The sequence below is a fragment of the Allocoleopsis sp. genome (genome assembly GCF_036703385.1).
In the GTDB taxonomy this organism is placed as follows: domain Bacteria; phylum Cyanobacteriota; class Cyanobacteriia; order Cyanobacteriales; family Coleofasciculaceae; genus Allocoleopsis.
The window spans coordinates 1-5,782 of record NZ_DATNPA010000783.1; the positions used below are offsets into that span (position 1 = coordinate 1).

4 protein-coding genes are annotated in these 5,782 nt (G+C 48.5%); 1 reads left to right on the forward strand and 3 read right to left on the reverse strand.

Going from position 1 to position 5,782, the window contains the following annotated elements:
* Nucleotides 1–91: 91 nt before the first annotated feature.
* Nucleotides 92–835, reverse strand: a complete 744-nt coding sequence (locus V6C93_RS36480) for a phycocyanobilin:ferredoxin oxidoreductase (protein ID WP_333481593.1) — start codon at nt 833–835, stop codon at nt 92–94.
* Nucleotides 836–945: 110 nt separating this feature from the next.
* Between V6C93_RS36480 and tatA the strand changes: the two genes are divergently transcribed.
* Nucleotides 946–1,122, forward strand: a complete 177-nt coding sequence (tatA, locus tag V6C93_RS36485; RefSeq protein ID WP_333481594.1) for a twin-arginine translocase TatA/TatE family subunit — start codon at nt 946–948, stop codon at nt 1,120–1,122.
* Nucleotides 1,123–1,260: 138 nt separating this feature from the next.
* Here the strand turns inward: tatA and cphA are convergent, their stop codons facing one another.
* Entirely contained in the window at nt 1,261–3,945 is a 2,685-nt protein-coding gene (gene cphA / locus V6C93_RS36490) for a cyanophycin synthetase (protein ID WP_333481595.1), read from the reverse strand.
* An 890-nt stretch (nt 3,946–4,835) separates the two neighbouring features.
* Nucleotides 4,836–5,705, reverse strand: a complete 870-nt coding sequence (locus V6C93_RS36495; protein WP_349262953.1) for a cyanophycinase — start codon at nt 5,703–5,705, stop codon at nt 4,836–4,838.
* Nucleotides 5,706–5,782: the final 77 nt, after the last annotated feature.

The following is a 5,782-nucleotide window of genomic DNA, read 5'->3' on the forward strand; positions in this document are numbered from 1 at the left end:
CTCATCTATCCTACGAAGTAAAATATCCTACTTTTTAATCGAAACCTCTCCCGATTCCGCTAACGCTAGAGTCGGGAGATTCGTTAGAACTTTATTGGGGTATTGGTAGGTCAAACAGCACGCATGTCATATAAAGTTCTGCCCAGTCAGAACCAAAGGCTTTTTCTAGCACTCGACGGGTTTTGTCGTTTTTCTGCTGCTGGGCGCAGTAGTAATGTTGACCGGCAAGAAGTTCTGATTGTTTTTCAACAGGTACGGGTGAAGCCTTAGCGGCATGGGTACAGTGAATCCGCAGAAACTCATCAGCTTTTGAGAGGAACTGGCTTTCTTCCTCAAGGTTACTCGGTCGAATAAATAGGCAAAATTCGGAAAAAATCTCTCCCCATGCAGGAAGCTCACGCGGTTGGGAAAACTGAGGTGTAGGTAATGCCTGTAAGGCGTGGCGATAGGCATCAGGTAGGATGCGCTCAGCGTTAACTGGAGAAAGATCGGCGATCGCAGCACTAATTTGTCCCCGTCCCCCTACTAAGTCACAGCCAAACATCGGCAGCTCGTATTCGGGTCTGGGAAACATCACACAATGCAAAATATCGAGCATATTGCCGACTTTTGCCAGTTCCAGGTGCATTTTCCGAAATTGGGGGGTCTGATAGCAGCGATTTTCAATAATTAACTTTTCCCCCTCCAACCGTCCTTCTACATATCCCATCTCTGCTGGCAGTTCATAGGGTGAGAGGTCGAGGTAGCGCTGCCAATTGGACTCAATGCAGTCTGCCAGTTGGCGTATTAAGGGATGTTGTTGTTCGCGTACAGAAGGCTTTGAAGTTTCTAACATTGATTAAAACTTGAAGATGTCAAGAATCAGTCCTAGCTGGATCAAGAATAGCGTTCTGGGTACCCTACTCCTGTCTATAGTGAGTTAAGGAGAGTTTATAGGAGATGGGTATGTTTGGTTTAGGATGGCCTGAAGTTGGGCTAATTGCGATCGCAGCTATTGTAATTTTCGGCCCTAAGAAGATTCCGGAAATGGGCAGCGCTTTAGGGAAAACTCTCAGAGGCTTTAAACAGGAGATGAACAAGCCATCCTCTGATCAAGACGACACGGAGCAGGATCATTCCTAAGAATTAAATCTTAAGCCAACTGTAATACTTAAGAAGTTGATGCGGATTAGATAAAAGAGGGCATTAGCACACCTTGCGCTAACGCCCTTATTGGATTTTGGGAAGAGATTACTCAAGCACCAAAGCTGAGGTATCCAACTAGACCTTATTGACTACCGATGACTGTAAATTCGCTGGAATGTCGGCAGTTTGTAGGTGATTGATATTCTCTGGCAGGGGATTACGCATCTCTATCAGAGATATCGCACGGGTGATACTTTCCGGGAGAATTACGACCAAACCGCCTGCGGTTGCCCGATCTAATCCTGTGTTGATCGCGTCTGTCTCCTTGAGGAGGATTTCATACTGGCGATCGGGCTTTTCTTGAATAATGCCCTTACAGATTAACTCCGATGCTTCACCGCTCGGTCGTCCCCGCAGGTCGTCATCTTCTTTAACAATAATCCGGTCAAAGATTTTCGCGGCGAGTTTTCCGAGTTCGATGAAGTCTTCATCACGGCGATCGCCGGGGCCTCCAACGATCCCAATCCGCTCTCCAGGCCAATTGCAGACAAAACTTCCTAGCGCTTCATAGCTAGCTGCGTTGTGGGCATAATCCACAAGCGCATGATAATGGCCTAGATTAAACAAATTCATCCGTCCCGGTGTCTGGTTTACAGAAGCCCGGAACGTCGTTAAGGCTGCTCGAATGGCCTCAATTGGAACCCCCTGAGCAAATGCCGCCAGACTTGCCGCTAGAGCATTGGCAATCATAAAGGGTGCCCGTCCCTGCATCGTCACAGGGAGATTCACCGCCTGCTCAATGCGTAGTGTCCAATCCCCCTTCAGAATTGACAGGTAGCCATTCTCATACACCGCTGCCAAACCTCCTTTGCGGATGTGATTTTGCACCAACTCATTGGCTGGGTTCATCGCAAAATAAGCCACTTGACCTTTTACCCGCTCTGCCATCGCTGCAACTAGGGGATCGTCTGCATTGAGAACGGCATAACCATTAATGCTTACCGATTCGGCAACCACACTCTTAACTTTAGCCATCTGGTCAATGGTATCGATGTCGCCAAGTCCCAAGTGATCAGCCGATACATTGAGGACGACGCCTACATCACATTTATCAAACGCTAAGCCGGAACGGAGAATTCCGCCTCGTGCTGTTTCTAGGACAGCTACCTCGACGGTGGGGTCTTTTAAAATAACCTGAGCACTTTGGGGGCCGGTGGTGTCGCCTTTTTCTACCACATGGTCATCAATGTAAATGCCATCGGTGGTTGTGTAGCCAACAATCCGTCCCGTTTGCCGATAAATGTGAGCAATCAAGCGCGTTGTCGTGGTTTTTCCGTTGGTGCCCGTAATCGAAATGATAGGAATACGACCAGTTCCGCCGTTGGGAAACAGCATATCTAGGACGGGAGCTGCTACGTTCCTCGCCAATCCAACACTTGGGCAGACATGCATCCGGAAGCCGGGAGCTGCGTTCACTTCTACAATCACTCCGTCTACGTCTCGTAGAGGCTTGGTGATATCCGGAGTCACAATATCCAGTCCGATAATATCGAGACCGATGATTTTGGCAACTCTCTGTGCCAGCCAGACATTTTCTGGGTGAATATCATCAGTACGGTCTACCGCAATGCCACCGGTGCTGAGGTTAGCGGTGGCTCGCAGGTAACAGACAACTCCTGCCGGTAGGACGGTATCCAGGGTGTAGCCCTGTCGCTGCAAGAGGGTCATACTGTTGCGATCAACAGTAATTTTTGTGAGGACATTATCATGCCCTTCCCCCCGATTGGGATCGCGGTTGGTTTCCTCAATCAGTTCCTGAACTGTAGACTTACCATTGCCAACGACATGTGCGGGAACTCGCTCTGCCACTGCAACCAGTTTGCCATTGATGACTAAAACCCGATGGTCACTGCCGCGATAATAGCGTTCGACAATTACCCCTCGCGAGATTTGTCTGGCAACGTCATAGGCTTTTTCCGCCTCATCCCAGGCTTTAATGTCAATCGTGATGCCGCGTCCGTGGTTGCCATCCAACGGCTTAATCACAATCGGATAGCCACCCACCTCTGCGATCGCACCTTCGAGTTCATCCAGGTAGTTAATGACTGTACCGTGAGGCACGGGTACACCCGCATCCCGCAGAATTTGTTTGGTGCCTTCTTTATCGCAGGCCAGTTCAACGGCTAAAATCCCTGAGAAGTCGCTCAAGGTGGCCTGGAGTCGCTTCTGGTGGATGCCATAGCCGAGTTGAATCATTGCTCTTGCCGAGAGCTGCATCCACGGAATATCTCTGGCTTCGACTTCTTTGATAATCGTTTCTGTACTCGGCCCTAAAGCAGCATCCCGATACAGCTCTCGTAAGTCTTTTAAGTCTTGCTCTAATTCAGCTTGGGGGTAAGTGCCAGTCTCAACAATACTTTGGCACAGTCGCACAGCAGCTCTAGCTGCATAACGACCCGCTTGTTCATCACTGTACTCAATCACTACCTGGTAGACTCCTGGTGTTGCCGTCTCCCTGGTGCGACCAAATCCTACGTTCACCCCTGCCAGTTGTTGCAGTTCTAGGGCAATATGTTCAATGATGTGACCCATCATCGTGCCCTGCCTTACCCGGCTCAGAAAACCACCCCGAACTCCTGGAGAACAGAAGTGTTCTTCCAGACTGGGGAGTGTGGCAATTAATCCCTCGTAGAAGCCTGGAATTTGATTGGAGGGCTTTTCCGCCAGTTCCTCCAAATCAAGACGCATAACGATGAGTTTGTGGCGTCGAATGCTCCAATAGTTGGGACCGCGTAACGTCTGGATTCTCAGAATTCTCATAGCAACTTTTGAGGGTAGTGATTCACGAAATCGGAAGTGTTGCCCGAAGAAGCAATTACAGAAAAGGCGCTTTTATTTACTTTTACTCAGCATTGGACTTGCACAGTGACGCCCTGTCAAGCTATCTAGCAGAATCTTTCACTCAGCCTAGGGGGCTTGCTACCCCTCTTCTATAGACTCCAGCCAGCTTTCAATGACGAGGCTAGGCAATCTGCAAACACATCGGGATTTGCCAAGACGGGCACAGCGCTGATGTTCAACATCAACGCTAAAAAGAGCAGATAACTTCTACATAAGAACCAGGATAAAGAAAATTTTCGTCTATCTCATTAAATAAAATCCTCGGTGAGAGCCGACAATGGGTCGGACTAGTAGATGCTACCGGAACCAATACGCTTTTACAACGAAATATCGGGTGCTGAGCGAGTGAGAAGAACTTCATCGTAACTAACTCATTTAGCTTAATACCTGGAATTTTCCTCTTTTAGTTCAGTTTGGAGTGTCCACTAGTTTCCAGCTTTAAAAACCTCTCTAACTGTTCATAGTGAACAGTTTTTCTAAAAAGGCTGCGCTCGGATCAGTCATCGAGCAACAACCTTTAAGAGTAAAGGATCATGCAACACTTTACTCTGTGACAATATGTAACTATGTCATCAATTTTACACAAATCGATTTCTGATTTAAGCCACAAATTGTGAATGAGCTATGACCAAGTCCAGATGGATACAAGTTCCCAACTTGAATCGTGGAGATAAAGAAAAATTTTCCTGGTTCAAATCCCCCGGATTTATCCCCTCTAATGGAGAGTGAGAATGGTCAATCCTCGCCTCCCAAATCGAATGACGAGACGCTAAGCTCCATCTACTTGTTTTGAGTAGAGAGTGGAAGATTTAGCCGTCCGGCGCAATTAAGCAACGCTTGTGTAAATGGTAGCGATCGCCATAACTGAGAATATGCACACGGAGATTATGCAGACTCAGGGGATCGGTAGCACCGGATTGCTCATGGTTTGTGTAAGACAATTCCGCTGGATCGATGATGGTTACAGTGCCTTTACCCATCACCTGCAACATCCCATCTCGCTCAAACATGGCACAGGTATCCTCATCAATCCCGATCCCCAAGCGTTCGGGATGAGCTGCCACGGCACTCATCAAACGTGCCATACGATTCCGGTTGTGAAAATGTTGATCCACGATAATCTCAGGGATGATCCCCAGACCCGTTGCCATGTCCACTAAGGAACGATTGGGGGACTCACCACTGCCACCGCCTGCAATCATGTGGTGACCCATGACGGCGGCCCCAGCACTCGTGCCTGCTAGGGTAATCTCACCCTGTTGCACACGTTGGCGCACTTTTTCCATCAACGGCGTGTCTGCCAGCAAGCCACACAAGCGGAGTTGGTCGCCACCCGTCATAAAGACGCCCGTACACTCTTCAATATATTGCTGTAATTCGAGGTCTTCCGCTTGGGCGCGATCGCGGATATCAAGTACCCGGATCTCCTTGGCTCCCATGTCCTCAAAAATGCTGACGTAGCGTTCGCCAATCAGGGCGGGTTCTCGCGATGCTGAGGGAATAATAGCAATTCGTGCATCAACTGACCCACAACGCCCAAAAAACGTGTGCAGGATTTCTCGTCCATGAACTTTGTCTTCAGCGCCGCCGATAACCAAAATAGCGGTTTTAGTGGATTGAGGCATCCTAGTTCCGTGGTGTTGAAATTCTAACTGCAGCATAATGTCGCTTTTGGGCATAGGTGGTGTCAAATGCTATAGATTTGCCTGTCAAGAAAAATTCACTTTCTATCGCCTTTGGCTCTGGCTCAGCTACA